The organism is Delftia acidovorans SPH-1, assembly GCF_000018665.1.
Lineage (GTDB): Bacteria > Pseudomonadota > Gammaproteobacteria > Burkholderiales > Burkholderiaceae_C > Comamonas > Comamonas acidovorans.
Genome location: NC_010002.1, coordinates 6,332,458 through 6,357,856 on the forward strand (window position 1 = coordinate 6,332,458; position 25,399 = coordinate 6,357,856).

The following is a 25,399-nucleotide window of genomic DNA, read 5'->3' on the forward strand; positions in this document are numbered from 1 at the left end:
CCATGACTCAGCAGCACACGACCCCGTTCTGGCGCAACACCCTGCACACGCTGGCCGTCAGCGCCATGCTGGCCTGCACCGCTGGCACGACCCAGGCTCAGACCAACGCACCGGCCGGCGCCACGCCCAGCCTGCGCCCCGGCGAGCCTGTGACACTGAATTTCTCGGGCGCCGACATCGAGGCCGTCTCGCGCGCCATCGGCGCCATCACCAACCGCAACGTGGTGGTCGACCCCCGCGTCAAGGGCCAGATCACGCTGCTGACCGACAGGCCCGTGCCGCCTGCCACCGCCTACCAGCAGTTCCTGGCCGCGCTGCGCCTGCAGGGCTTCACCATTGTCGAATCGGCCGGCCTGTACAAGGTCATCCCCGAGGCCGACGCCAAGCTGCAGGCCAGCGAAGTGGCCGTGGGCGCGAGCCGCAGCAGCGCGGGCAGCCAGATCGTCACCCAGATCTTCAAGCTCAACTACGAGAACGCGGCCAACCTGGTGCCCGTGCTGCGCCCGCTGATCAGCCCCAACAACACCATCAACGTCAACCCGGGCAACAACTCGCTGGTCATCACCGACTACGCCGACAACCTGCAGCGCATCTCGCGCATCGTGGCGACCATGGATGTGTCCAACGCCACCGATGTCGAAATCATCCCGCTGCGCCATGCCGTGGCCACCGACATGGTGGCCCTGGTCTCGCGCCTGATCGAAGGCGGCACGGCCAGCCCCGGCGGCCTCACCGTGACCGCCGGCGGCGCCAATATTCCGGGCCAGAGCGACAACGCCTTCAAGACCTCGCTGATGGCCGAGCCGCGCAGCAACTCCATCGTGCTGCGCGCGGCCAACCCCGCACGCCTGGCCCAGGTGCGCTCGCTGATCGCGCGGCTGGACCAGCCCGCCATGAACGGCGGCGGCGACCAGGGCAACATCCACGTGGTCTACCTCAAGAACGCCGACGCCGTGGCGCTGGCAGCCACCTTGCGCGCAGCCATAGGCGCCCAGGCCACGGCTGCGGGTACGGCCAGCGGCCAGCCCGGTGCGGGCGGCACCACGCCGCAGGGCGGCGGCATGTCCTCCATTCCCACCTCGCAGCCCGTGGTCTCGCGCGACTCCAGCGGCACGGCATCCATGGGCATGGGCTCGTCCTCGGGCCTGGGCAGCAGCGGAGGGGGCGCCCTGGGCGTGGCCCAGCAGCCGTCCACGGGCGGCATGGTCCAGGCCGATCCGTCCACCAACTCGCTGATCATCACCGCCCCGCCGCCCATCTACCGCCAGATGCGCGCCGTGATCGACAAGCTCGACGGCCGCCGCGCCCAGGTGCTGATCGAAAGCCTGATCGTCGAGCTCAAGGACAACCGCCTGGCCCAGTTCGGCGTGCAGTGGCAGGCCATCCTCAGCAACAACGGCAAGGTGCTGGGCAGCATCGGCAACAACTCCAGCGTGGCCGGCGCCAACATCCTGAGCCTGCTGAGTGCCTTCAACAAGGACGGCAGCATCAACGCCAGCGGCATCACCGGCGACACGGTGAACAGCATGCGCGGCACCAACCTGGGCTTCACGCAGAGCGTCAACGGCAACACCACGCTGGGCTTTCTGGCCAACTTCCTGCAGAACAGCGGCGACGCCAACATCCTGTCCACGCCCAACCTGATGACGCTGGACAACGAGGAGGCGCGCATCATCGTGGGCCAGAACGTGCCCATGGTCACGGGCTCGTACGCCAGCAATTCCACGGGCGGCACGGTCAACCCGTTCACCACGGTGGAGCGCAAGGACGTGGGCCTGATGCTGCGCGTGCGCCCGCAGATCAACGAGAACGGCACGGTGAAGCTGGCCGTGTTCCAGGAGGTCTCCTCGGTGGACGAGTCCACGCGCAAGGACACCAACGGCCTGACCACCAACAAGCGCTCCATCGAATCCAACGTGCTGGTCGAGGACGGCAACATCATCGTGCTTGGCGGCCTGATCGACGACAACTACTCCCAGGCCGAGGACCGCATTCCCCTGCTGGGCGACATTCCCGTGCTCGGCAACCTGTTCCGCAACACCAACCGCAAGCGCAACAAGACCAACCTGATGGTCTTCCTGCGCCCCGTGGTGATGCGCGATGCGGCGGCCACCAATCAGGTCTCCTCCGAGCGCTACGAAGCCATCCGCGCCCAGCAGCAAGGACTGCAGCCCGAGCAGAACGTGCTGCTGCGCTCGGTCAACGCCGCGCCCGTGCTGCCCACGCTGACGCCGCAGCCGGACCCCGGCACGTTCACCAACCCGGCCGCCATCGTCAACGTGCCGGGCGCAAAGCCCGAGCTGATCGACTTCACCCAGCCGCAGCCCGCCGCTCCCGCCGTGCCGGCAGCCCCCGGCGCGCTCTGAGGCAGGAAGGCCCCATGCGCTATCCCCTGCCCTATGCGTTTGCGCGCACCAGCCAGCTGCTGATCGAGGACGACGGCCACGAGCCCCTGCTCTGGCACGGCCCCTCGCCCGACTGGCAGGCCCTGTCCGAAGTCCAGCGCAAGCATGCGGTGCAGCGCTGGCAGATGCTGGATGCGGGCACGCTGGCGCACCGCATCAGCGCCGCCTATTCGCAGGGCGAATCCAGCGCGGCCCTGGTGGTCAGCGAGGTCGAGTCCGACGCCGACCTCTCGCGCATGATGCAGGAGCTGCCCGCCGTCGAGGACTTGCTGGAGACTGCGGACGACGCGCCCATCATCCGCATGCTCAACGCCCTGCTCACGCAGGCCGCGCGCGACGGCGCCAGCGACATCCACATCGAGCCCTACGAGCGCCACTCCAGCGTGCGCTTTCGCGTGGACGGCGACCTGCGGGAGGTCGTGCAGCCCAACCGGGCCCTGCACGCGGCGCTGATCTCGCGCCTGAAGATCATGGCCGACCTGGACATCGCCGAAAAGCGGCTGCCCCAGGACGGCCGCATCAGCCTGCGCCTGGGCACGCGCGCCATCGACGTGCGCGTCTCCACCCTGCCCAGCGCCCATGGCGAGCGCGCCGTGCTGCGCCTGCTGGACAAGAGCGAGAGCAAGCTCAGCCTGGAGGCCGTGGGCATGCAGGGCGAGACGCTGAGGCGGTTCACCCACATGACGGCCCAGCCCCACGGCATCGTGCTGGTCACCGGCCCCACGGGCTCGGGCAAGACCACCACGCTGTACGCGGCGCTGTCGCGCATGGACGCCAGCCGCAGCAACATCATGACGGTGGAGGACCCCATCGAGTACGAGCTGGCCGGCGTGGGGCAGACCCAGGTCAACGCCAAGATCGACCTGACCTTCGCCAAGGCCCTGCGCGCCATCCTGCGCCAGGATCCGGACGTGATCATGATCGGCGAAATCCGCGACTTCGAGACCGCGCAGATCGCCATCCAGGCCTCGCTGACGGGCCACCTGGTGCTGGCCACGCTGCACACCAACGATGCCTCCAGCGCCGTCACACGCCTGATCGACATGGGCGTGGAGCCGTTCCTGCTGTCGTCCTCCCTGCTGGGCGTGCTGGCCCAGCGCCTGGTGCGCAAGATCGACACCACCGAGCCCAGCGGCTACCGGGGGCGCACCGGCATCTTCGAGATGCTGGTGGTGGACGACACCATCCGCGCGCAGATCCATCGCCAGGCCAGCGAGGCCGAGATCCGCGACACCGCGCTGGCCTCGGGCATGCGCCTGATGCGCGACGATGGCGAGCGCCTGGTGCGCGAGGGCATCACCACGCCCGAGGAAGTGCTGCGCGTCACGCGCGACTAGGCGCAGGCTGCCACGCCCGACCCTGCGCAGCACGGGGCATCCCCGTTTGCCACAATGGTCGGCATGTTGGAATCCCTACGCGCCTGGAGCGCTCCCTATGGCGGCGACCTGTTCCTGTGGGTCGCCACGCTGAGCCTGATCAGCTACATCGCCCTGTGGTGGTTCAAGTCCCGGCTGTCCACCAACCAGCTGCGCCGCGTCATCCGCCTGTCGGCGCTGGTGGCGCTGCCGCTGTCCTGGCTGGCCATCCAGCAGGGCGAGAATCATCTGGCGGCTGCCATCCTCCCCCTGGTCTGGTGCGTGGTGCTGGGCATCACCTGCGCGCGGGAAATGTCCAGAAGAAACTGAGTGCGCGAACGCGCACCAGGAATGCCCTGGCGCGGCAAGGCCCGCGCCGCCCCCACCCACCGTGAACTGGAAGTTGGAACCTGCCATGACATCATTCAATGAAGTCCGTCTGTCCATGCTCGACCTCGTGGCCGTGCGCGAAGGCGGCACCGTCGCCGAGGCCCTGGACATTGCGCTGGCCACGGCCCGCAAGGCCGAAGAACTGGGATTCGAGCGCTACTGGCTCGCCGAGCACCACAACATGCCCGGCATCGCCAGCTCGGCCACGGCCGTGCTGATCGGCCATATCGCAGGCGGCACCTCGAAGATCCGCGTGGGCTCGGGCGGCATCATGCTGCCCAACCATGCCCCCCTGGTGGTCGCCGAAGCCTTCGGCACGCTGGCCGAGCTGTACCCGGGCCGCATCGACCTGGGCCTGGGCCGCGCGCCCGGCACCGATGGCGCCACCATGCGCGCCCTGCGCCGCGACCGCGTCGAGACCGAGGAAGACTTCCCGCGCGACGTGATGGAGCTGCAGCGCCTGCTGGGCCCGGCCACGCCCGAGCAAAAGCTGGTGGCCACGCCTGGCGCGGGCACCAACGTGCCGATCTGGCTGCTGGGCTCCAGCCTGTTCTCGGCCCAGCTGGCCGCCCACCTGGGCCTGCCCTACGCCTTTGCCTCGCACTTTGCGCCGCGCATGCTCTACCAGGCTGTGCAGCTGTACCGCAGCCTGTTCAAGCCGTCGGCCCAACTGGCCAAGCCCTACGTGATCGTCGGCGCCCCCGTGATCGCCGCGCCCACCGATGACGAGGCCGAGTACCTGGCCAGCAGTACCTACCAGCGCGTGCTGGGCATCATCACGGGCCGGCGCGGACTGCTGCCGCGCCCCATCGAGAACTATGCGGCCCAGCTCGGCGAGCAGGAGCGCCGCGCCATCGGCGACTTCCTGGCCGTGGCCTCCATCGGCGGCCCGGACAAGGTGCGCACGCGCCTGCAAAAGCTGCAGGCCGACACCGAGGCCGACGAGCTGATCCTGGTCAGCGACGTGTATGACCGCGACCTGCGCCTGCGCTCGCTGGAGATCACGGCCGGCGTCATGGGCCGCTGAAGGCATGAGCCGCTCCGCCCGGCTGCTGCAGCTGATCGACCTGCTGCGCCGCGCGCGCCTGCCCCAGACCGGGCCGGTGCTGGCCCGGCAGCTGGACGTGAGCCTGCGCACCCTGTACCGCGACATTGCCACCCTGCGCGAGCAGGGTGCCGCGATTGCGGGCGACCCGGGCGTGGGCTACGAGATGCGGCCCGGCTTTCTGCTGCCGCCGCTGATGTTCACGCCCGATGAGCTGGAAGCCCTGCTGCTGGGCGCGCGCTGGGCCAGCCGCCAGGCCGACCCCGAGCTCGCCCAGGCCGCCACTGCCGCGCTGGACCGCATACGCAGCGCGCTGCCGCTGGAGCTGCGCATCGAGGTGGACACCAGCGGCCTGCTAGTGCCGCCCATCTGCCACGAATCCGTGACCGAGCCCTGGCAGACCGCGCTGCGCCTGGCGATACGGCGCCAGCACCGGGTGCTGCTGCACTACACGGATGAGAAGGGCCAGCCGACCGAGCGCCAGATCTGGCCTTTTGCCATGGCTTTCTTCGATCAGCGGCGCATTCTTGCGGCCTGGTGCGAACTGCGCCAGGACTTCCGGCATTTTCGCGCCGACCGCGTGCGCTCGGTCACCGATCTGCAGGAACGCTATCCCGACCACCGCAGCGGCCTGATCGAACGCTGGTCGCGGCAACTGGGCTACACGGTCCGCTGACACCACTGCTGACAAAAACTGTCAGCATGGCCTCCTACAGTCGCTCCCATGGCCTTCTCGCCATGCATTCAAACCACTGGGAGCCTTCATGAACGACTCGATCAAGCCGCTGCGCTTTTACTTCCACCCCCGCTCGCGCGCGGTCATCACGCGCTGGATGCTGGAGGAATGCGGCGCCCGCTATGAGCCCGTGCGGCTGGAATTCGGCAGCACCATGAAGTCCGCCGACTACCTGGCCATCAACCCCATGGGCAAGGTCCCCGCCCTGGTGCATGGTAATACCGCGATCACCGAACTGGCCGCCATCCTTGCCTATCTGGCCGACATCTTTCCCGAACGGCGGCTCGCACCGGCCGTGGACAGCCCGCTGCGCGGCAGCTACCACCGCTGGATGTTCTTCCTGGCCGGCCCTGTCGAGGCCGTGATGACGGCCAAAAGCCAGGGCCACCTGGAGCAGCAGACGGCCGACCAGGCCATGTCTGCCGGCTATGGCCGCTATGACGACGTGGTGCAGACGCTGCGCCAGGCCGTGGCCGGCAGGCGCTACCTGTGCGGCGACCAGTTCACCGCGGCCGACGTGCTCATGGCCAGCTACCTGCGCTGGGGCACGATGATGAAGCTGCTGCCCGCGCTGCCCGAGTTCAGTGATTACGGCCAGCCGCTGATGGAACGCCCGGCCTCGCTGCGCTCCATCCAGCTCAACGAAGCGGACCTCGCGGCCCAGCCGGCATAAGGGCCAGGCAGGGGCTGCCGCCCACCGCGGCGGCCGCCTCGCCATCCAGCCGTCACCGGCAGCGGCTACCATCGGGGGTTGGATCACCGCCTGGCGTTTCCTGAACGCCGTCCCTTCCCCAGCCCTTCCCGACTCCCGCCGCGCATGCCTGCCTTTTCCTTCGAAGCCCTGGATGCACAAGGTCAGACCCGCAAGGGCACGATCGAAGCCGACAACGCGCGCGCCGCGCGCAGCCAGCTGCGGGCCCAGGCCCTGGTGCCCATGGCCGTGGAGATCGTGGCCTCGGGTTCCGCGTCCGGCCCGCAGGGCGGCGCCTCGCGCTGGCTGACCCGCCCCGTCCTTGGCTCCACAGGGCTCACCGTGTGGACGCGCCAGATGGCGGGGCTGGTCGGGTCAGGCCTGCCCATAGAGCGCGCCCTGGCCGCCCTGTCCGAAGAAGCCGACGACCCGCGCCAGCACCACCTCGTGGCCGCGCTGCGCGCCGAGGTCAACGCAGGCTCCACCTTTGCCCGCGCCCTGGCCCAGCACCCGCGCGAGTTCTCCGACATCTACTGCGCCGTGATCGGCGCCGGCGAGGCCAGCGGCAGCCTGGGCCCGGTGCTGGAGCGGCTGGCCGACGACCTGGAATCGCGCCAGGCCCTGCAGTCCAAGCTTATCGGCGCAGCCCTGTACCCGGCCATCGTGACCCTGGTGGCCATCGTCATCGTGCTGTTCCTGGTCAGCTACGTGGTGCCCCAGGTGGCCAGCGTGTTCGCCGGCACCAAGCGCGCCCTGCCCTGGCTCACCGTGGCCATGCTGGCGCTCAGCGACTTCGTGCGCAGCTATGGCTGGGCCGCACTGGTCGCCCTGGTGCTGGGCGCCGTGGGATTCCGGCTGTCCATGAAGAACCCCGCGCTGCGCGAGCGCTTCGACGCTTGGTGGCTGCGCCTGCCGCTGATCGGCCGGCTGGCGCGCAACTACAACGCGGCACGCTTTGCCGGCACGCTGGCCATGCTGGCGGGCGCAGGCGTGCCCATTCTCAAGGCCTTGCAGGCCGCAGCCGAAACGCTGGGCAACCGCGCGCTGCGTGCCGACGCCATGGACGCGCTGGCCCTGGTGCGCGAGGGCGCGCCGCTGGCCTCGGCGCTGGCGCAGAAAAAGCGCTTCCCGGGCCTGATCTCCATGTTTGCCCGCCTGGGCGAGCAGACCGGCCAGTTGCCCGTGATGCTGCAGCGCGCGGCCAACCAGCTGTCCACCGAGGTGCAGCGCCGCGCCATGCACCTGGCCACCATCCTGGAGCCGCTGCTGATCGTGGCCATGGGCATGGTCGTGGCCCTGATCGTGCTGGCCGTGCTCATGCCCATCATCCAGCTCAACCAGTTCGTCAAATAGCGAAAAGCGCCAAGCCATGCCCGTGACCCTGCAAGACAAGCTGGTCGTCGCCATCTCCTCGCGGGCGCTGTTCGATTTCGAGGAGGAGAACCGGCTGTTCGACGCCGGTGACGAGCAGGCCTACATGCGCCGCCAGCTGGACCTGGTGCACCAGCCCGCACGCCCGGGCATCGCCTTCCCGCTGGTGCGCAAGCTGCTGGCCTTCAATACGCCCGAAGTGCAGCGCGTGGAGGTGATGATGCTGTCGCGCAACGACCCGGCCAGCGGCATGCGGGTCTTCGCCTCTGCCAAGGCGGCCGACATGCACATAGAGCGCGGCGTGTTCACGCGCGGGCGCGATCCGTTTTCCTACCTGCGGCCGCTGGGCGCCCACCTGTTTCTCTCGGCCAACGAGGTCGATGTGCGCAGGGCGCTGTCCATCGGCTTTCCTGCCGCGCGCGTGATGGTCGATTCCACGCCCGCAGGCGACCGCTACCCGCAGGAGGTGCGCATTGCCTTCGACGGCGATGCCGTGCTGTTCTCCGACGAGGCCGAACGCGTCTACCAGCAAGGCGGGCTGCCGGCCTTTTTGCGCCACGAGGTCTCCCATGCCGCCACACCGCTGGCGGAAGGGCCGTTCAAGCCGCTGCTGGTGGCGCTGCACCGGCTGCAGCAGCAGGCGGACTCGTCCCAGACCATGCGCATTCGCACGGCCCTGGTGACGGCGCGCAGCGCACCGGCGCACGAGCGTGCCATCCGCACGCTGCTGGAATGGGGCATTGCGGTGGACGAGGCCATGTTCCTCGGCGGCCTGGAAAAGGGCCCGTTCCTGCGCGAGTTCGAGCCGGACTTCTTCTTCGACGACCAGACCGGCCACGTCAACTCGGCCGCGCGCCATGTGCCGGCAGGCCACGTGAGCAGCGGCATCTCCAATCCGGACGCCGATCCGCCGAAGTAAACAATTGCAAAGGGCGGGCCGGCCGTGCTTGCAAATGCCGGTTCCGTGCCCAAATAAGGCCCATGCATTTTCCCCTCATGAACCGCTCTGCCCTGCTGCGCCGGCCACCGCTGCTGCAGGCCGCCGTCGTCGTGCTGCTGACCAGCGCCTTCATGCTGCCCGCAGCGCGCGCGCAGGCGGCAGAAAACGCAGCCACCGAGCAGGCAACGGCCAGCCCGGCGCCGCTGACCAAGGGGGAGATCAAGGCCCAGCGCGAGTTCAAGATGCTGGACTTCAACAAGGACGGCAAGCTCAGCCGTGCCGAAGTGGCGCTGTTCCCGCGCCTGTCGGCGGCCTTCGACGAGGCCGACACCGACAAGGACGGCTACGTCTCCTATGCGGAGGTGCAGGCCTTTGCCGTCAAGTACCGCGCCGAACGCGACAAGGCAAAGGCCAAGGCGCAGGCCGAAGAGGCAAAGGCCGCCGAGCGTGCGGCAGCCGAGCATGCTGCAGCCGCACCCGCTGCCAGGGACAAGAAGGAAGGCGAAGGCTCAAAGGACTGAGCCTTCTTGCCGCGCCCCTGACACTCAAAGACCGCCGGTACGCTTGACCTTGGGTTCCGAATAGGTCAACGGTTCGTCACGCACCTGCATCTTGTTGCGTGCCACATCGTCGGCCTTGCTGACCTCCTGGGCCTGCTCCACCGCCATGGCGCTGGCACGCCACATGGACTGGATGAACTCGATGAGCTGCTTGGAGATCGGCTCCTTGGGCGGCTCCTCGACCTCTTCCTTCTGCTTGATCTCCTCGGCCAGCGTCCAGTCGCGGTTTTCCTGGTCCACCACGGACGGCTTTTCAGGATCGCGCACCACCCGGCCCTCGCCGATGCGGTCCGTGGATTCGACGGCGTTGGTGGCGTTCACAGGACGCACGGGCACCGCGCCCGACGCACCGGTGGAGTACAGATCGGCGCTTTGCGGGCGCCACGGTATGGGTGATCGGTCAACAGGTGGAATTGGCATGGCTCGACCCTCTTGCTGGATGTGTGCTGTGGGCGGGAATTTCCCGCCGTCGCCTCATCATCGACAGAAGCTGAAAGAACTGAAGCGCTTTTTTTGAAAGACGCTTCGGCCTGCCTCAAACCAAGGGTAAACCCCTTATTCACCCCGACCAGGCGCTAGAGGAAGCGCTCCAGCAGCTTGCGCGAGGTGCGGTCCAGCGCCGTGCTGTCGGGCACGCTGAACTGCACGCCGTCCTGGCTGGTGATCATCAGATGGGTGCGGCCCGACAGGCGCCGGATGTCTTCCTCGGCCTTGAGCACGAGCTGCACTGGGCCCCGGTCGGTCTCCAGGTCCCAGGTGCTGGGCGTGGAATAGCTGGACACCTTGTGGATGCGCTGGATGACGGGCACGAACTCGCGCACGGCCAGGTCTTCCTCGATCAGCGTGCGGGCCTGCGCCGGCAGGTGGTCCATGTGGTCCACCCACAGCGCCTCCTTGCCATCGACGGAGACCAGGGACAGGCCTTCCAGCGGTGCGGCAATGGGAAAGGCGCGCACGGGCACCACGGATTCGTGGCGCGTGCCGTCGGCCAGGATCAGCACCAGGCGGCCATGGGCGTTGCGCTCCATGCGCACACCGCTCAGATCGGCGCCGGCAGCGGAATGTTGGGCGTTGGACATGGCTTATTCCTCGATGGTGGTTGCGGCCAGGGTCAGGCCTGCGGCCTGGGCATCCTCTTCGGCGCGCCGCGCCTGGGCCTGGTACAGGCGCCAGTAGGCGCCCTGCTTTTCCATCAGCTCGTCGTGCGGACCCACTTCCACGATCTCGCCCCGGTCCATGACCACGAGGCGGTCGGCCTTGCGCAGCGTGGACAGGCGGTGGGCAATGGCAATCGTCGTGCGGCCCTGCACCAGGTTGTCCAGCGCCTTCTGGATTTCCTTCTCGGTCTCGGTGTCCACGGCCGAGGTGGCCTCGTCCAGGATCAGGATGCGCGGGTCGATCAGCAGTGCGCGTGCAATGGAGATGCGCTGGCGCTCGCCGCCCGACAGGCCCTGGCCGCGCTCGCCCACCAGGGAGTCGTAGCCATGCGGCAGGCGCAGGATGAATTCATGGGCGTGGGCAGCGCGGGCCGCCGCCACGATTTCCTCGCGCGTGGCATCGGGCTTGCCGTAGGCGATGTTCTCGGCAATGGTGCCGAAGAACAGGAAGGGCTCCTGCAGCACCAGGCCGATGTTGCTGCGGAAGTCCGACACCTTGAGCCTGCGGATGTCCACGCCGTCGAGCTGGATGGAGCCCTCGCTCACGTCATAGAAACGGCTGATCAGGTTGACCAGGGTGCTCTTGCCCGAGCCGCTGTGGCCGACCAGACCGATCATTTCACCCGGACGAATCTGCAGATCCAGGTTCTTGATCACGGCGCGGCTGCCGTAGCGGAAGGTCAGGTTGTCCAGCGTGATGGCGCCCTGCACGCGCGGCAGCTTGACCGGGTTGACCGGGTCAGGCACGTTGCTCACGTGGTCGAGGATGTCGAAGATGCGTTTGGCGCCGGCCGCCGCCTTCTGCGTGACCGAGACGATGCGGCTCATCGAGTCCAGGCGGCTGTAGAAGCGGCCGATGTAGGCGATGAAGGCCGTCAGGATACCGACCGTGATCTGGCCGCCAGCCACCAGCCAGATGCCGAAGCCCCAGACCACGAGCAGGCCGATCTCGGTCAGCAGCGTCACCGTGGGCGTGAACAGCGACCAGGTCTTGTTGACCTTGTCGTTGGCCTGCAGGTTGACCAGGTTGGCCTGGGCGAAGCGGTCGGCCTCGCGCTTTTCCTGGGCGAAGGCCTTGACCACGCGGATGCCGGGGATGGTGTCGGCCAGCACATTGGTCACTTCGGACCAGACGCGGTCGATCTTCTCGAAGCCCGTGCGCAGGCGGTCGCGCACCAGATGGATCATCCAGGCGATGAAGGGCAGCGGCACCAGGGTGACCAGGGCCAGCCACGGATTGATGGAGAACAGGATGACCGAGGTCATCACGATCATCAGCACGTCGGTGGCGAAATCCAGCGCATTCAAGGATAGAAACAGATTGATGCGATCTGTTTCCGCCCCGATGCGCGCCATCAGGTCGCCCGTGCGCTTGCTGCCGTAGTAGTCCAGCGACAGCGTCAGCAGGTGGTTGTAAGTGGTGGTGCGCAAGTCCGAGCCAATGCGCTCGGAGACCTTGGCCAGCACGAAGGTGCGCGCCCAGCCCAGGCCCCAGGCCACCAGCGCCGCCGCAAGCAGCCCGCTCAGGTAGAAGACCACGAGGCTGCTGTCGATCTGCTGCCCGTTCTGGAACGGGATCAGGATCTTGTCCACGATGGGAATCGTCAGGTAGGGCGCCACCAGGGTGGCGCCCGTGGAGGCCAGCGTCAGCAGAAAGCCCAGCAGCAGCTGGTGCCGGTAGGGATGGGCAAAGCGCCACAGGCGCAGCAGCACCCAGGTGGAGGTCTGCGGGCCCTGCTGGCGCGCGCAGGCCGGGCATTCGTCGGCCTCGGGCGGCAGCTCGGCCTGGCAGGCCGGGCAGCGGGGCACGTCGTCCTCGGGCTCGGCGAAGTCCTCGCCGCGTGCCAGGCGCTCGCGCTCATGGTCGAACTGCTGCAGCAGGCGCAGCACGGCCGCCTGGTGGCGCAGCGTGAAGCGCCACAGCGCCAGCCGCGCCGCAGGGCCGTGCAGTTCGAGGTTGCCCACGCCGCCGTGGTCCAGCGTGCGCAGATTCTGATCAATGGATAGTGCCCACTCACTCCACTGCTGATCTGCAGGATCACAGGCGAGGAGCCGCTGGTTGGTCAGCACAACCCAGCCTTCGCCGAAGCGCATATCGAGGGTCAGGTCAACCGGGACGAGGGCCAGCACGTTTTCATTGGAAGCGAGCCTGGCTCGCAGCCCAGCCCCGCGGGGGCTGGCAAGGAAGGCCGAAACGTCCACAGAATGGTGTTCTTGCATGTTGAGTTGTTTTTCCCGCCCCTGGCGGCTCCTGGTGTCATGCGGGCAACCGCAGCTCCCCGGTGGATATCCCGCGCTTTGCACGGCATACCCTGCTCAACGCGCCAACCCTGGTTTAGGCTGACAGCACTGCACATGGGCTTTCTGAGCGCACAATCCTCTCCCATTCTCCGGCGATCCGCACCCGGGTCGTCGCTCACGCTTACCCGTTGATCGACATGGCGAAATTCAAAGACATCCAACTCTTGCGCACCACCTACCTGCGTGGACCCAGCGTCTGGACCTACCGTCCCGTGCTGGAGGTCTGGCTGGATCTTGGTGAGCTGGAGGACTATCCCTCGAACAAGCTTGACGGTTTCAACGAGCGCCTGACGGCCTGGCTGCCCGACCTGATCGAGCACCACTGCGGCGTGGGCGAGCGCGGCGGCTTCATCCAGCGCCTGGAAGGCGGCACCTGGTGCGGCCATGTGCTGGAGCACATCATCATCGAGCTGCTGAACCTGGCGGGCATGCCGGCCGAGTTCGGCCAGACGCGCGAGATTTCCCAGCGCGGCATCTACCGCATGGTCTTCCGCTGCCCCGAGGAAACCGTGGCGCGCACGGCCCTGGCCTACGGCCACCGGCTGATCATGGCCGCCATCAACGACGAGCCCTTCGACCTGAAGGCCGCCGTCAAGGCCATCAAGACCGAGATCAACGACCGCTACCTGGGCCCGAGCACGGGCTGCATCGTCGATGCTGCAGGCGAGCGCCGCATTCCCCATATCCGACTCAATGACGGCAACCTCGTGCAGCTCGGCTATGGCGCCGCGCAGCGCCGCATCTGGACCGCCGAGAGCGACCAGACCAGCGCCATTGCCGAAGGCATTGCCCAGGACAAGGACTTCACCAAGCGCCTGCTGGCCGCCTGCGGCGTGCCCGTGCCCGAAGGCCAGATCGTCCACAGCCCCGAGGAAGCCTGGGAAGTGGCGCAGGACATCGGCTTTCCCGTCACCGTCAAGCCCTCAGACGGCAACCACGCGCGTGGCGTGACGCTGGACCTGCGCGACGAGGCCGACATCAAGGCCGCCTTCGCGCTGGCCCAGCCCGAAGGCTCGGACGTGATCGTCGAGCGCTTCATCGACGGCACCGAGCACCGCATCCTGGTGGTGGGCGGCAAGGTCGTGGCGGCCTGCCGTGGCGAGACCGTGAGCGTGGCCGGCAACGGCAAGTCCACGCTGCGCGAACTGGTCGCCGTGGTCAACCAGGACCCGCGCCGCGGCCCCGAGCAGGAATACCCGCTGGACTGGATCAACCTCGAAGCCCCGGCCGTTAAGCTGGAACTCAAGCGCCAGAACGTCACGCCCGACACCATTCCCGCCCAGGGCACCAGCGTGCTGCTGCAGCGCAACGGCAACATGGCCATCGACTGCACGGATGAGGTCCATCCCGAAGTGGCCTACATGGCCACGCTGGCCGCCAAGATCGTGGGCCTGGACATCGCGGGCATGGACATGATCCTGCAGGACGTCTCGCGCCCCATGAAGGAGCAGGGCGGCGCCATCCTCGAAGTCAACGCCGGCCCCGGCCTGCTGATGCACCTGAAGCCCACCAGCGGCGCGCCGCGTCCCGTGGGCATGGCCATCGCCGACCACCTGTTCCCGCGCACCGAAGAGGGCACGGGCGCAGGCCGCATTCCCCTGGTGGGCATTGCCGGCACGCGCAACAACGGTTTCACGGCCCGCCTGGTGGGCTGGCTGCTGCAGCTGTCGGGCAAGCTCACGGGCGTGGCCAGCAGCGAGGGCATGTTCCTGTCCAACCGCCAGACCCAGAAGACCAACACCGCCAACTGGGCCGGTGCCCACCGCCTGCTGACCAACCGCCTGGCCCAGGCCGCCGTCATCCAGACCACGGCCCGCTCCATCCTGGAGGAAGGCCTGGCCTACGACCGCTGCCTGGTCGGCGTGGTCACCGACATGGACGGCTTCGAGCAGTTGCCCGACCATGACGTGCACGAGCAGTCGCAGATGACGCGCGTGATGCGCACCCAGATCGACGTGGTGCTGGACGAAGGCGCGGGCGTCCTCAATGCCGACATCGAGCAGGTGGCCGACCTGGCCCGCCTGTGCGACGGCGAGGTGCTGTTCTATTCGATGCAGGCAGACAGCCCCGTGGTCGCGGCCCACCGTTCCGAGAGCGAAGGCCGCGCCGTCTTCGTGCGCGGCAACCAGGTGATCCTGGCCACGGGCGCTGCCGAGCGCGTGCTGGGCACGCTGGACGCACTGAGCCTGCCCGGCGGCCTGCGCCCGGACACGCCGGCCCTGCTGGCCGCCATTGCCGCCGCGTGGTCCATGGACATTGCCCCCGACCTCATCGTCGCCGGCATCAAGACCTTCGACTACACGCCGGCCGCCGCAGCCACCGCCGCCTGAGCCCGACCACACGATGACATGCAGGCAGGCCCGGCGACGCGGGCCTGCCCTCCGAAAGAAGACACTATGCAGATCACCCGCATCCGAGCCCTGCGCGGCCCCAATCTCTGGACCCGCAGCACCGCCATCGAAGCCATCGTGCAATGCGAGCCCGGCGAGTGCGACTACTCGGCCCTGCCCGGCTTCGAGGACCGGCTGCGCGCGCGCTTTCCCAAGATCGGCACGCTGCAGCCGCACGGCGCCGACCAGCGCCTGTCGCTGGCCCAGGTGCTGGAAGTCGCGGCCCTGTCGCTGCAGGCCCAGGCCGGCTGCCCGGTGACCTTCAGCCGCACGCATGAAACCGTGGAGACCGGCACCTACCAGGTGGTGGTGGAGTACACCGAAGAGGCCGTCGGCCGCCTGGCCATGGAACAGGCCGGCGAGCTGCTGCAGTCGGCCCTGGCCGATACGCCCTTCGACGCCGACAAGGTGGTGGCCCAGCTGCGCGAACTCGACGAGGACGAGCGCATCGGTCCCTCCACCGGCTCCATCGTCGATGCGGCCGTGGCGCGTGGCATTCCCATCCGCCGCCTGACCTCGGGCTCGCTGGTGCAGCTGGGCTGGGGCTCCAAGGCGCGCCGCATCCAGGCCGCCGAGCTGGACCAGACCAGCGCCGTGGCCGAGTCCATCGCCCAGGACAAGGACCTGACCAAGCGCCTGCTGCACGCCGCCGGCGTGCCCGTGCCGCTGGGCCGCCCCGTCAAGGACGTGGAAGAAGCCTGGCTCGTGGCCCAGGAAGTGGGCCTGCCCGTGGTGGTCAAGCCCCAAGACGGCAACCAGGGCAAGGGCGTGGTGGTCAACATCACCACGCACGAGCAGCTCAAGGCCGCCTTCGCCACCGCCTCGGAATTCGGCGACGACATCATGGTCGAGCGCTTCCTGCCCGGCCATGACTTCCGCCTGCTGGTGGTCGGCGGCCAGCTGGTGGCCGCTGCGCGCCGCGAGCCGCCCCAGGTGCTGGGCGACGGCCAGCACACCATCCGCGAGCTGGTGGACATCGTCAACCAGGACCCACGCCGCGGCTCGGGCCACGGCACGGCGCTGACCAAGATCCGCCTGGACGACATCGCCATCGCGCGCATCGCCACCGAAGGCCTCACGCCAGAATCCGTGCCGGCCCAGGGCCAGCGCGTGGTGCTGCGCAACAACGCCAACCTGTCCACCGGCGGCAGCGCCACCGATGTGACGGACGACGTGCACCCCGACATCGCCGCGCGCGCCGTGGAGGCCGCCCAGACCATCGGCCTGCACATCTGCGGCGTGGACGTGGTCTGCGAGACCATGCTGCGCCCGCTGGAAGAGCAAAACGGCGGCATCGTCGAAGTCAACGCCGCACCGGGCCTGCGCATGCACCTGGCGCCGTCCTTCGGCAAGCCCCGCAACGTGGGCGTGCCCATGGTCGATGAGCTGTTCGCGCCGGGCCAGGACGGCCGCATCCCGCTGGTGGCCGTCACCGGCACCAATGGCAAGACCACGACCACGCGCCTGATAGCCCACCTGTTCACCTCGCATGGCTGGCGCACGGCCATGACCAACACGGACGGCGTTTACGTCAACGGCCGCCAGATCGACAGCGGCGACTGCTCGGGCCCGCGCAGCGCGCGCAACGCCCTGGCCCACCCCGAGACCGATGCGGCCGTGCTCGAATGCGCACGCGGCGGCATCCTGCGCGAAGGCCTGGGCTTCGACCGCTGCCAGGTGGCCGTGGTCACCAACGTGGGCGCGGGCGACCACCTGGGCCTGAACTACATCACCACGGTGGAAGACGTGGCCGTGCTCAAGCGCGTCATCGTGCAGAACGTGGCCACCGACGGCTATGCCGTGCTCAACGCCGCAGACCCGCTGGTCGCCGCCATGGCCTCCACCTCGCCGGGCAAGGTCATCTATTTCGCGGCCGACCGCCACCACCCCGTGATGGCCACGCACCGTGCCCAGGGCAACCGCGTGGTCTACGTGGACGGCGACAGCATCGTCGCGGCCGAAAGCTCGTGGCGCGAGACCATTGCGCTGCGCGAGATCCCCATCACGCGCAACGGCACCATCAGCTTCCAGGTGGAGAACGTCATGGCCGCCATCGCCGCCGCCTGGGGCGTGGGCATGCCCTGGCAGACCATCCGCCGCGGGCTGGCCGGCTTCGTCAACGACAGCGACAACGCGCCGGGCCGCTTCAACGTCATGGACTACCGTGGCGCCACGCTGATCGCCGACTACGGCCACAACCCCGACGCCATCCGCGCCCTGGTCCAGGCCGTGGACGCCATGCCCGCGCAGCGCCGCAGCGTGGTCATCAGCGGCGCGGGCGACCGCCGCGACCAGGACATCACCGAGCAGACCCAGATCCTGGGCAAGGCCTTCGACGACGTCATCCTCTACCAGGATGCCTGCCAGCGCGGCCGCGCCGACGGTGAAGTCCTGGCCCTGCTGCAGCAAGGCCTGCAAGGCGCACCGCGCACCGACTACGTGACCCAGATCCAGGGTGAGTTCAACGCCATCGACCATGCGCTGGCGCGGCTGACCCCAGGCGACCTGTGTCTGGTGCTGGTGGACCAGGTCGAGGAAGCTCTGGAGCATCTTCGCCGCCATGTGGCGGGTGAAAACACCCCCTGAGGCGCTTTGCGCCTTCCCCCTCTCTCGCTTCGCGGGAGGGGGACGACACCCTCGGGGCGGGGCGGCCCTTCCTCGGTGTCCCTGAGTTGGGCCGCGCCACTCTCTTACGCAACGCCATGATCAAACCCAGTGTGAAGTATTTCCCGCGAGGCCGGGCCTTGCTCACGGCCGCCCTGGCCACGCTGCTGCTGGGCGCCTGCGGTGCGCGCGCCGAGCAGGTCGGCGCGGTGGACACGGTGTTCAAGTTCATAGGCCCGGACCACAAGATCGTGGTCGATGCCTATGACGATCCCAAGGTGGCGGGCGTGACCTGCTATGTCTCGCGCGCCAAGACCGGCGGCATCAAGGGCGGCCTGGGCCTGGCCGAGGACCGCGCCGAAGCCTCGATCAGTTGCGTGCAGACCGGCCCCATCCAGATCCCTGCGCCGCTCAAGCAGCAGGACGAGGTGTTCACCGAACGCATCTCGCTGCTGTTCAAGCGCCTGCGCGTGGTGCGCATGGTCGATGCGCAGCGCAACACCCTGGTCTACATGACCTACTCGGACCGCGTGATCGAAGGCTCGCCGCAAAACAGCGTCACCGCCGTGCCCGTGCCGCGCAGCACGCCGATTCCGCTGGGCAAATAACGCGCCTCAGTCCTGGGCGTGTTGGCGGCAGGCCTGCACAAAGGCCGCCAGCGCCGGCGAGCGGCGCTTGCCCGCCCGCTGCACCAGCGAGAAATCCCGCCACATGCGCGGCAGCGTGGTCGGCAGCACGGCCAGCTCTCCCGAGGCGACCAGGGCCTGCACCAGCACGCGCGACAGGCAGCTGACGCCCAGGCCCTGCGCCACGCAGCGCGCAATCGCCTCCGAACTGCCCAGCGTGGCGGCGGCCGGCAGCTGGTGCAGATGCGGCAGCAAGGCATGCTCCACCATCTCGCGCGTGCCCGAGCCCGATTCGCGCAGCAGCCAGCGCGCACCACGCAAGGCGGCCACGCCCAGCGGGCGCTGGCCTGCGGCCTGCACCAGCGGGTCCTGTGCTGCAGCCACGATGACGAGTTCGTCGCGCATCCAGGGCTCGACCTCCAGCCCGGGCCAGTGGCTGGTGCCCTCGATCAGGCCCAGGTCCACGTCCAGCGATTCCACGGCCTGGCCCACCTCGCGCGTGTTGGCGATCTGCAGGTCCACGCTCAGGTGCGGATGGCTGCGCGCCAGGTGCGCGAGCACGGCTGGCAGCGCATAGGTGCCTATGGTGGTGCTGGCTGCCACGCGCAGACGCACGGGCAGGCTGGCGGCCCGCACCGAAAACGCCTGCTCTATGCCCCTGGCCTGCTCCAGCAGCGCCAGCGCCTCGGGCAGCAGGGCGCGCCCCGCATCGTTGAGCGCCAGCCTCCGGCCCACGCGCTCGAACAGCTGGGCGCCCATGGCCTGCTCCAGCTGCTGCAGCGCGGCGCTGGTGGCCGACTGCGACAGGGCCACGGCGTCGGCCGCGGCCACGGTGGAGCCCGCCTGGGCGACGGCGCAGAAGATTTCAAGTTGGCGCAGGGTGAGGTGCAGCATGGCATGCAGTCTGGACGAGGCATCAACCTGTTTCCCCGGTTGATGCTACAAAAACTATTCGTTATACGAATATAGCCAAGAAATCTAAAGTGCCTCCCATGCACCGCGCTCCTGACGCGGCGCGCAGGCACCATGAACACCACATCCCTCCCACGCCCCTCCCATCCGTCCGGCTGGCTGCGCCAGTTGACCGAGCTTGCGCCCGGCCTGCTGCTGGCCGGCGCCATTGCCGCAGCCGCCACCTGGGGCGCACGCCAGCCCCTGCTGGCCGGCTCGGGCCTGAGTGCGCTGACGCTGGCCATCTGCATCGGCCTGGTCATCGGCAACACCGTCTATCCGCGCCTGGCGCCCAGCTGCCATGCCGGCGTAGGCCTGGCCAAGCAGCGCCTGCTGCGCGCGGGCATCGTGCTCTACGGCCTGCGGCTGACCTTCCAGGACATAGGCCATGTGGGCATGGCCGGCGTGGTGGTCGATGCCCTGGTGCTGGGCAGCACCTTCTTGCTGGCGCAATGGCTGGGCCGCCGCGTCTTCGGGCTGGATGCGCGCACCACGGTGCTGATCGGCGCGGGCAGCTCCATCTGCGGCGCCGCTGCCGTGCTGGCCACCGAACCCGTGATCAAGGGCCGCGCCGAAGACGTGGCCGTGGCCGTGGCCACCGTGGTGGTCTTCGGCACCGTGGGCACCTTCCTCTACCCCGCGCTGTTCCACTGGAACGCTTCCCACGGCTGGCTGGACATGTCGCCTGCGCAGTACGGCCTGTACGTGGGCTCCACCGTGCACGAGGTGGCCCAGGTCGTGGCCGCCGGCGAAGCCATTGCCCCCGAAGCCGCCGACGTGGCCGTGATCTCCAAGATGGTGCGCGTGATGATGCTGGCCCCCTTCCTGCTGCTGCTGTCCATGGCGGTGGCGCGCGGCAACCGCAGCAGCCAGGTGAGCGACGGCCAGCCGCGCCGCATCACCATTCCGTGGTTTGCGCTGGGCTTCGTCGCCATGGCCGGCGTGAACTCCCTGGGCGTGCTGCCCGCTGCCGTGGTGCAGGTGGGCGTGCAGCTGGACAACGCCCTGCTGGCCGTGGCCATGGCGGCCCTGGGCCTGACCACCCATGTCCGCGCCGTGCGTGCCGCAGGCACGAAGCCCCTGCTGCTGGCCGCCTTGCTGTTCGCATGGCTTCTGGTGGCGGGCCTGCTCTTCAACCGCTGGGTGCCCGGCCTGCTCTGAAGCCGTCCGCATCCATCGACCGGCCCTGCAAAGCATCGTCTTGCAGGGCCTTTTTCATGGACTGCCCGCCCCTGGACAAGGGAATACCCTTGAATCAAATGCAGACACAATTAATTTGCAATGCAAATTAATTGCATTGCAAAGATAATCGAGGCATGTCCTTTGCCTCTGCCCCTCCCCGCGCCCGCCTCGGCTTTCTCATGGTCACCCTGGTACGCCAGTGGCGCCGCCAGGTCGAGGAGCAACTGCTGGCCGACGGCCTGACCGATGCCACCTGGGCGCCGCTGATCCACCTGCGCGCCTGGGGCGACGGCGTCACGCAAAAGGAACTTGCCGAGCGTGTGGGCCTGGACGGCTCCAGCCTGGTGCGCCTGCTCGACATTCTGGAAGGCCACGGCTGGGTGGAACGCCGCGCCGACCCCGGTGACCGGCGCAGCAAGCGCATCTTCCTGACCGATGAAGGCAACGGCGCCGTGGACCGCGTGCGCGCCACCATGCTGCAGGCCGAGCTGGCCATGCTGCAGGACCTGGACGATGCCGAGGTCGAGGCCATGCTGGCCGGCATGGCCAAGATCCAGGCGCGCATGGCCGCGCTGCGCACGGAAGGCGCGCCATGAGCGCCCTGCACGATGCCTATGGCCGCCTGCTGCAGGCCTCGGTCCGCTGGGGCTTCGACCCCGTGCGCCTGCGCCAGCATCTGCGCACGGCCTTTGCAGCCTGCCTGGCTCTGCTGGCTGCCTGGCAGCTGGGGCTGGAGCATCCGCAGTGGGCTGCCATGGCCACCTGGGCCGCATCCCAGCCGCTGCGCGGGCAACTGCTCGAAAAAAGCTTTTTCCGGGTCGCAGGCACCGTGGCCGGCACGGCCGTGGGCGTGGGCCTGGTGCTGCTGGCCCAGGGAAACCTGCTGTGGCTGGTGCTGGGCCTGGCCGTGTGGCTGGGCCTGTGCGCGGGCGTGGGCAATCTGCAGCGCAGCTTCGTGGCCTACGGCACCATGCTGTCCGGCTATTCGGCGGCCATGGTCGCGCTGCTGGACTTCGCCCATCCCGACCAGGTCTTCGCCCTGGGCTGGGACCGGCTGTTCACGGCGCTGACCGGCGTGTTCGCAGCCCTGCTCGTGGGCTGGCTGTTCACGCCCAAGGGCAGCGGCATTCCCGGCAATGCCGAGGTGCGCCAGCTGTTCGCGCAACTGCTGCGTGATCTGGCCGGCAGCCTGCAGGCGCGCGGCCGTGCGTCCCTGGGCTCGCAGGAGATCGCTGCCCGCCTGCTGGCCATGGCGGTGATCGAGGAGGGACTGGACCCTCACGCCGCTGGTTCGCAGCGCTCGCGCGAGGCCGTGCACGCGCTGCGCCGGCTCATGAATGCCCAGATCTCGGCCCTGCTGTGGCTGCGCGATGCACCATCGCAGGAGCCGCCTGCGACCTTTGGCGAGGCGCAGGCCCTGGCCGCCGCGCAGGCGCTGCGCGAAGCCGCCGTGGCGCTGGAGACCCGCGTGCAGTTGCACGAGGCCGCGGCGGCCCTGGTGCGCGCACGCGAGGCCGCCGTGGCCTGGCCCGGCGCAGCCGACATGCTGGCCCCGATGGGCTTTGCGCTGCAGGCCCACCTGGCCGCCACCCATGACGTGGCCCTGCCGCCCGGCCACCGCGCCCGCCAATGGCCCGTGGTGCTGCACAGCGATTGGCTGGGCGCGCGCCGCGCCATGCTGCGTGCCAGCGCGGCCATCGCCATCGTGGGCCTGCTGTGGGTGGTGACGGGCTGGAGCGGCGGTGCCTACATGCTGCTGGGCATGTCCATCATGCTGACCGTGTTCTCGGGCTTCGAGAACCCGTCGGCCACCATGCGCCATGTGACCCTGGGCCAGGCCATGGGCGTGCTGGTGGCCCTGGCCTGCCAGTGGCTGGTCTGGCCGTTCGCCGGCAGCCAGGCGGGCCTGGTGTGGCTGATGCTGCCCTTTGTCTACGTGGGCGCACTGCTGTTCTCGCACCAGCGCACCGCGCTCTCGGGCTATGACTGCAACATGGTGCTGCTGCTCCTGCTGCAGCCCCACTACCCGCAGACGGCCAGCTTCGGCCATGCGCTGGCCCTGGGGCTGGCCGTGGTGTCCGGGCCGCTGGCCGGCTGGGCGGCCTACCGCTTCATCCTGCCGGTCACGCTGCAGGGCCGGCTGCAAAGCCTGCGCTCCATGATGGTGCACGAGCTGCAGGACATGGCCGCCACGCCCGGCCATGCGCGCGATGGCCGCATCTGGCGCGCCCGCCTGTACCACCGGCTGCTGCGCCTGGTGCGCATGTCGGAGCAGGCCGGAGGGCAGTTGGGTGCGCAGGCAGCGGAGTGCGGCCTGGCCGCACTGCATGTGGGCCGCGCCATCCAGGCGCTGCACCAGCTGTCCGGGGAAGCGGCCCTGGGCGACGGCACCGCCCGCGCCGTGCGCGCCGCGCTGCTGCGCCTGCAGCGGCTGCAGCAGGCGCCCGGCCAGTGCCCGCCGCTTTTGCGCGCGCTGGCGCAGCGCGTGGCCGAACGCCATCCCGACCAGGCGCGCCAGCTGCGCCATGCCGCGCATGAGATCGCGCAGCATGAAGCCTTCTTCCGCAACGCCGGCTGAAGCACGGACCCATGCCAGAATGGCCAGCCCAGGCCGGCAGCGCCCCACGCTCCCTGTCCCCCTGTTGCAAGGAAAGCATCCATGTCGTGGAGCGACACCACCATCACCTCACAGCGCCTGGCGCTGCGCCCCTTCACCGCCGCCGATGCCGATGAGGCCTTTGCCTGCATCACGCCCACGCTGACGCGCTACCTGTCGTTCGAGCCGGCGTCGACGCCTGCCGAGTTCGAGGCTGTCTGGCGCGGATGGCTGCAGGAGATCGCGGCCGGCACGGACTTCAACTTCACGCTGCGCGAGCGCACGTCAGGCCGATTCACCGGCCTGCTGGGCCTGCACCGCGCGCGCGACGCCGAGCCCGAACTCGGGATCTGGATACGCGAGGACGTGCATGGCCAGGGCTACGGCCGCGAAGCCGTGGCCGCGCTGGCAGCATGGACCCGAGCGACCTTTGCGCCACAGTCCTTGCGCTATCCGGTGGCCGAGCCCAATACCGCCAGCCGGCGCATTGCCCAGAGGCTGGGTGGCATGGAGGTTGAGCGCCAGAGCCTTTCAAAGTACGTGCTCGTCGTCTACCGCATACCAGGGGTCGCCACGTCGGGCGTTGCCGCCCCATGAAAACAAAGGCCGTCCCACGCGAGTGGGACGGCCTAGTCCATGGGGCAGATGCCTGTCTTACACCGCCGCGATCGACACGGCCTTGGCGACCAGATAGGCCTCCAGCGCCTCGGGGCCGCCCTCGGAGCCATAGCCCGAATCCTTGACGCCGCCGAACGGCATCTCGGCCGAAGCCACGGCCGGCTGGTTGATCCACAGCATGCCGGTCTCGACCTGCTGGGCCAGCTGGTGGGCCGTCTTGATGGAGCGCGTGAACGCATAGGCCGCCAGGCCGTAGGACAGGCGGTTGGCCTCGGCAATGGCCTCGCCCAGATCGTCAAAACCGCGGATGGCGGCCACGGGGCCGAAGGGCTCCTGGTTGAAGATCTCGGCGCTCAGCGGCACGTCGCCCAGCACCGTGGGAGCGAAGAAGTTGCCCGCACCGCCCAGCGAGGCGCCGCCCGTGAGCAGCTTGGCGCCCTGCTTTTGCGCATCCTCGATCAGATGGGACAAGGCCGTGACGCGGCGCGGATTGGCCAGCGGGCCCATCTGCGTGCCCTGGACCAGGCCATCGCCGACCTTGAGGCCTTCGGCATGGGCGACCATGGCGCGCGTGAATTCCTCGCGCACGCTGTTGTGGACCAGAAAGCGCGTGGGCGAGATGCAGACCTGGCCCGCATTGCGGAACTTGGACGCGCCTGCGGCCTTCACGGCCAGGGCCACGTCGGCATCCTCGGCCACGATGACCGGCGCGTGGCCGCCCAGCTCCATGGTCGAGCGCTTCATGTGCTGGCCGGCCAGCGCCGCCAGCTGCTTGCCCACTGCGGTGGAGCCGGTGAACGTGACCTTGCGGATCACGGGATGGGCGATCAGGTAGGAGGAAATCTGCGCCGGATCACCGAACACCAGGCCCACCACGCCGGCCGGCACGCCGGCATCGACAAAGCACTTGAACAGGGCTGCGGGCGCAGCCGGCGTTTCCTCGGGCGCCTTGCACAGGAAGGAGCAGCCCGTGGCCAGCGCCGCGCCGATCTTGCGCACGATCTGGTTGACGGGGAAGTTCCAGGGCGTGAAGGCGGCCACGGGGCCCACGGGCTCCTTGATCACCAGCTGCTGCACCTCGGGGCGGCGCGAGGGCACGATGCGGCCGTACACGCGCAGCGCCTCGTCGGCAAACCATTCGATGATGCCCACGCCGGCCAGGATTTCGCCCTTGGCCTCGGCCACGGGCTTGCCCTGCTCCTGCGTCAGGAGCGCGGCGATCTCGTCGGCGCGCTCCTTGAGCAGGGCGGCGGCACGGCGCATGGCGGCGCCGCGCTCATGGGCGGAGACATTGCGCCAGACCTCGAAGCCGCGCTGCGCTGCGGCCAGCGCACGGTCCAGGTCGGCCACGTCGGCATGGGCCACATGGCCGATGACTTCGCCGCTGGCCGGGTTGCGCACGGGAATCTTCCTGCCGCTGGCGGCGTCCTGCCATTGGCCGTCGATCAGGAGTTGGGTGTCGGAGTAGGAATGGCTCATGC

General features: G+C 68.9%; 21 protein-coding genes. 16 read left to right on the forward strand and 5 right to left on the reverse strand.

Annotation, left to right across the window (positions count from 1 at the left end; translation table 11 throughout):
• Window positions 1-2 precede the first annotated feature (2 nt).
• The 9 genes from gspD to DACI_RS28840 all read left to right on the forward strand — a co-directional run bounded on the left by gspD (window position 3) and on the right by DACI_RS28840 (window position 9,454).
• A complete protein-coding gene (gene gspD, locus DACI_RS28800; RefSeq protein ID WP_012207494.1) occupies window positions 3-2,366 on the forward strand; it encodes a type II secretion system secretin GspD in 2,364 nt (787 codons plus the stop codon).
• Window positions 2,367-2,380: 14 nt separating this feature from the next.
• Window positions 2,381-3,742 carry a GspE/PulE family protein gene (locus tag DACI_RS28805; protein ID WP_012207495.1) on the forward strand — a complete coding sequence of 454 codons (1,362 nt, stop codon included), beginning with the start codon at window positions 2,381-2,383 and terminating at the stop codon, window positions 3,740-3,742.
• A 63-nt stretch (window positions 3,743-3,805) separates the two neighbouring features.
• Entirely contained in the window at window positions 3,806-4,090 is a 285-nt protein-coding gene (locus tag DACI_RS28810) for a hypothetical protein (protein WP_225971007.1), read from the forward strand.
• Between the two features lie 85 nt (window positions 4,091-4,175).
• Window positions 4,176-5,177 carry an LLM class flavin-dependent oxidoreductase gene (locus DACI_RS28815; protein WP_012207497.1) on the forward strand — a complete coding sequence of 334 codons (1,002 nt, stop codon included), beginning with the start codon at window positions 4,176-4,178 and terminating at the stop codon, window positions 5,175-5,177.
• 4 nt (window positions 5,178-5,181) lie between these two features.
• A complete protein-coding gene (locus tag DACI_RS28820) occupies window positions 5,182-5,871 on the forward strand; it encodes a helix-turn-helix transcriptional regulator (protein ID WP_012207498.1) in 690 nt (229 codons plus the stop codon).
• A gap of 88 nt (window positions 5,872-5,959) precedes the next feature.
• Window positions 5,960-6,604 carry a glutathione S-transferase family protein gene (locus DACI_RS28825; protein WP_012207499.1) on the forward strand — a complete coding sequence of 215 codons (645 nt, stop codon included), beginning with the start codon at window positions 5,960-5,962 and terminating at the stop codon, window positions 6,602-6,604.
• 144 nt (window positions 6,605-6,748) lie between these two features.
• Entirely contained in the window at window positions 6,749-7,975 is a 1,227-nt protein-coding gene (gene gspF / locus DACI_RS28830) for a type II secretion system inner membrane protein GspF (RefSeq protein WP_012207500.1), read from the forward strand.
• 16 nt (window positions 7,976-7,991) lie between these two features.
• The gene (locus DACI_RS28835) at window positions 7,992-8,912 is read left to right on the forward strand and encodes a 5'-nucleotidase (RefSeq protein WP_012207501.1); all 921 of its coding nucleotides are present in this window, start codon (window positions 7,992-7,994) and stop codon (window positions 8,910-8,912) included.
• 62 nt (window positions 8,913-8,974) lie between these two features.
• Window positions 8,975-9,454 carry an EF-hand domain-containing protein gene (locus DACI_RS28840; protein ID WP_013800644.1) on the forward strand — a complete coding sequence of 160 codons (480 nt, stop codon included), beginning with the start codon at window positions 8,975-8,977 and terminating at the stop codon, window positions 9,452-9,454.
• Between the two features lie 24 nt (window positions 9,455-9,478).
• Here the strand turns inward: DACI_RS28840 and DACI_RS28845 are convergent, their stop codons facing one another.
• The 3 genes from DACI_RS28845 to DACI_RS28855 form a co-directional block, all read right to left on the reverse strand.
• Window positions 9,479-9,913, reverse strand: a complete 435-nt coding sequence (locus DACI_RS28845) for a hypothetical protein (protein ID WP_012207503.1) — start codon at window positions 9,911-9,913, stop codon at window positions 9,479-9,481.
• A gap of 155 nt (window positions 9,914-10,068) precedes the next feature.
• Window positions 10,069-10,572, reverse strand: coding sequence for a cyanophycin metabolism-associated DUF1854 family protein (locus tag DACI_RS28850; RefSeq protein WP_012207504.1), 504 nt, complete (start codon window positions 10,570-10,572; stop codon window positions 10,069-10,071).
• A gap of 3 nt (window positions 10,573-10,575) precedes the next feature.
• Entirely contained in the window at window positions 10,576-12,870 is a 2,295-nt protein-coding gene (locus DACI_RS28855) for a cyanophycin metabolism-associated ABC transporter (protein ID WP_012207505.1), read from the reverse strand.
• A 218-nt stretch (window positions 12,871-13,088) separates the two neighbouring features.
• Between DACI_RS28855 and DACI_RS28860 the strand changes: the two genes are divergently transcribed.
• From DACI_RS28860 to DACI_RS28870, 3 genes are all read left to right on the forward strand, one after another.
• Window positions 13,089-15,281 (forward strand): cyanophycin synthetase, encoded by a 2,193-nt coding sequence (locus tag DACI_RS28860; RefSeq protein WP_012207506.1) that lies wholly within the window; start codon window positions 13,089-13,091, stop codon window positions 15,279-15,281.
• A gap of 66 nt (window positions 15,282-15,347) precedes the next feature.
• Window positions 15,348-17,927, forward strand: a complete 2,580-nt coding sequence (gene cphA / locus DACI_RS28865) for a cyanophycin synthetase (protein WP_043782910.1) — start codon at window positions 15,348-15,350, stop codon at window positions 17,925-17,927.
• A gap of 116 nt (window positions 17,928-18,043) precedes the next feature.
• Window positions 18,044-18,553: a CreA family protein gene (locus DACI_RS28870; protein ID WP_012207508.1), complete on the forward strand. Its 510-nt coding sequence runs from the start codon at window positions 18,044-18,046 to the stop codon at window positions 18,551-18,553.
• A 6-nt stretch (window positions 18,554-18,559) separates the two neighbouring features.
• On the opposite strand, the gene DACI_RS28875 is transcribed toward DACI_RS28870, so the two are convergent.
• Window positions 18,560-19,465 (reverse strand): LysR family transcriptional regulator, encoded by a 906-nt coding sequence (locus DACI_RS28875; protein WP_012207509.1) that lies wholly within the window; start codon window positions 19,463-19,465, stop codon window positions 18,560-18,562.
• Window positions 19,466-19,597: 132 nt separating this feature from the next.
• Between DACI_RS28875 and DACI_RS28880 the strand changes: the two genes are divergently transcribed.
• The 4 genes from DACI_RS28880 (at window position 19,598) to DACI_RS28895 (ending at window position 23,897) form a co-directional block, all read left to right on the forward strand.
• On the forward strand, window positions 19,598-20,683 hold the full coding sequence (locus DACI_RS28880; RefSeq protein WP_012207510.1) for a YeiH family protein: 1,086 nt from the start codon (window positions 19,598-19,600) through the stop codon (window positions 20,681-20,683).
• Window positions 20,684-20,838: 155 nt separating this feature from the next.
• The gene (locus DACI_RS28885; RefSeq protein WP_012207511.1) at window positions 20,839-21,300 is read left to right on the forward strand and encodes a MarR family winged helix-turn-helix transcriptional regulator; all 462 of its coding nucleotides are present in this window, start codon (window positions 20,839-20,841) and stop codon (window positions 21,298-21,300) included.
• Window positions 21,297-23,282 carry an FUSC family protein gene (locus DACI_RS28890; RefSeq protein ID WP_012207512.1) on the forward strand — a complete coding sequence of 662 codons (1,986 nt, stop codon included), beginning with the start codon at window positions 21,297-21,299 and terminating at the stop codon, window positions 23,280-23,282. The genes DACI_RS28885 and DACI_RS28890 overlap by 4 nt, the downstream gene beginning before the upstream one ends.
• Window positions 23,283-23,363: 81 nt before the next feature.
• Entirely contained in the window at window positions 23,364-23,897 is a 534-nt protein-coding gene (locus DACI_RS28895) for a GNAT family N-acetyltransferase (protein ID WP_012207513.1), read from the forward strand.
• A gap of 57 nt (window positions 23,898-23,954) precedes the next feature.
• On the opposite strand, the gene DACI_RS28900 is transcribed toward DACI_RS28895, so the two are convergent.
• Window positions 23,955-25,397, reverse strand: a complete 1,443-nt coding sequence (locus DACI_RS28900) for an NAD-dependent succinate-semialdehyde dehydrogenase (protein WP_012207514.1) — start codon at window positions 25,395-25,397, stop codon at window positions 23,955-23,957.
• Window positions 25,398-25,399: the final 2 nt, after the last annotated feature.